The organism is Streptomyces sp. NPDC111656, from assembly GCF_055656965.1.
Genome location: NZ_JBVKCA010000076.1, coordinates 1 through 2059, shown reverse-complemented (window position 1 = coordinate 2059; position 2059 = coordinate 1). Strand labels below are relative to the sequence as shown.

Sequence of the window (2059 nt, the reverse complement as noted above, 5' to 3'; positions counted from 1 at the left end):
CACCGGGCCCGAGAGGCGCCGTTGGAGACGCTGATGAGTGCCTCTGTGTGTCAAGCGGCCTCAGCGAGGGCCGTGTGGCGGTCGCGTTTGAGAGTGCGATAGACCACGTTCGATAGGCGCCGTTTTAGGGCCCGCCGTGCCTCCGCCGGAGTCTTGCCCTCGGCGATCTTGCGCAGGTAGTACTCCTGCCCACGGCCGCCGTCGCGGATCTGGCAGATGGCGACAATGTGCAGCACCGAGTTCAGGGCCCGGTTGCCTCCGGTGTTGAGGCGGTGGCGGGTGTTCTTCCCGCTGGAGGCGTCCAGGGGTGCCGTGCCTGTGTAGCTGGCGAAGTGGTGCTCGCTGGGGAAGCGCGTGACGTCGCCCACGTGCCCGAGCAGCTTGGCCGCGAGCACGGTGCCCAGTCCGGGCAGCGTGGTCAACGCAGTGCGGGCAGCCGCCAGAGCGTCACGCATCTGGGCCTCGTTGTCACGAACCTGCCGGTCAACGCGTCGCAGGTCGGCGAGAAGATCTCGGGCAAGATCACGACGGCAGCAGTCGGTGGCAACGGCCGGACGGATGCCCTTCATGAGGGCTGCGGCCTTCTCCGCAGACAGGCGGGTGGGAGCCCCGCCCGGCAACAAGTCCCGCAGTACTGCGTGCAACCGGTTGATGATGCGGGTGCGCTCGTTGACCAGGTCGTCGTGCCGCTCGGTCAGCAGCCGCAGGATCGTCGACTGGTCCTCTGGTTCGACCGTGCGCAAGTCCTGCCGGAAGAGTGCGACCTGAGCGACATGCAGGGCGTCGGCCGCGTCGGTCTTGCGGTCCCCGCCGGTCGCCAGGAGCCGGGCTCGGGCGGAGAGAGTGGAGGGCACGTCCACCACGTGTTCGCCGGCGGCGGCCAGTTGCTGGGCGAGACTACGTCCGAGTCCTTTGGCGCCTTCGACGGCGAAGCGACGCTCGGGCCACTTCTCGCACCAGCGCATCAGCTGCCGGACGGTCCCGGCGTTGACGACGAAGCGCCGTTGGGCCAGCTGGTGCCCGGCGGCATCGACGGCGACGGCGGTGTGGGAGGACTTATGGGGGTCGATACCGATTGTGATCACGTGCACCCTGACCAGGTCTGAACGGGAAGGGACGGGTGCGGTGGGCACTCTGACTTGAAGCCTCAGCGTCCATTAGTCACGCCTCTGTCGAGCCACACCGCGCGGGTGCCGACCGGCGGCGGCAAACTCATCATGAGCCAGCCCCAGTTGGGGGCGGCATGAGGTCACGCGAGCCCATGCCGGTCGGCACCCTGGACGCTACGGCTGCAGACCGCGCGTCTGGGTCCGATTCAACAAGTCAGAGGTCCGACTACCGCCTGGCCAGGCGCAATGCCCGGCCGTTCGCGGGCGGCAGGTCTGCATAACGTGGATGCGCGCATACGACGCCAACGCCCTGGCCAGCACCGCACGAACCCCGCTCGGGAGGATGGGTTGTACGACATCGACGACGTGGGCGTCTTCCTCGGCCTGGACGTCGGCAAGAGCGCCCACCACGGACACGGGCTCACCCCGGCCGGCAAGAAGGTCTTCGACAAGCAGCTGCCCAACAGCGAGCCGAAGCTGCGGGCCGTCTTCGACAAGCTGGCCGCGAAGCTCGGCACCGTGCTGGTGATCGTGGACCAGCCCGCCTCGATCGGCGCCCTGCCCCTGACCGTCGCCCGGGACGCCGGCTGCAAGGTCGCCTACCTGCCCGGCCTGTCCATGCGGCGGATCGCCGATCTCTACCCGGGCGAGGCGAAGACCGACGCGAAGGACGCCGCGGTGATCGCGGACGCAGCCCGCACCATGCCGCACACCCTGCGCTCGCTGGAGGTGACCGACGAGATCACCGCCGAACTGACCGTCCTGGTCGGCTTCGACCGGGACCTCGCGGCCGAGGCCACCCGCACCTCCAACCGGATACGCGGCCTGCTCACCCAGTTCCACCCCAGCCTGGAACGCGTCCTCGGCCCACGCCTGGACCATCAGGCCGTGACCTGGCTGCTGGAACGCTACGGATCTCCAGCCGCCCTGCGCAAAGCCGGACGCCGCAA

Annotated in this window: 2 protein-coding genes; one reads left to right on the top strand and one right to left on the bottom strand. The window is 69.0% G+C overall.

What is annotated here, in order from left to right; translation table 11 throughout:
* Positions 1-50: 50 nt before the first annotated feature.
* Positions 51-1085, bottom strand: coding sequence for an IS110 family RNA-guided transposase (locus tag ACZ7M3_RS52790; RefSeq protein WP_472073979.1), 1035 nt, complete (start codon positions 1083-1085; stop codon positions 51-53).
* 372 nt (positions 1086-1457) lie between these two features.
* On the opposite strand from ACZ7M3_RS52790, the gene ACZ7M3_RS52785 reads away from it, so the two are divergent.
* A partial coding sequence (locus ACZ7M3_RS52785) for an IS110 family transposase (RefSeq protein WP_472073978.1) occupies positions 1458-2059 on the top strand: 602 nt, incomplete at its 3' end.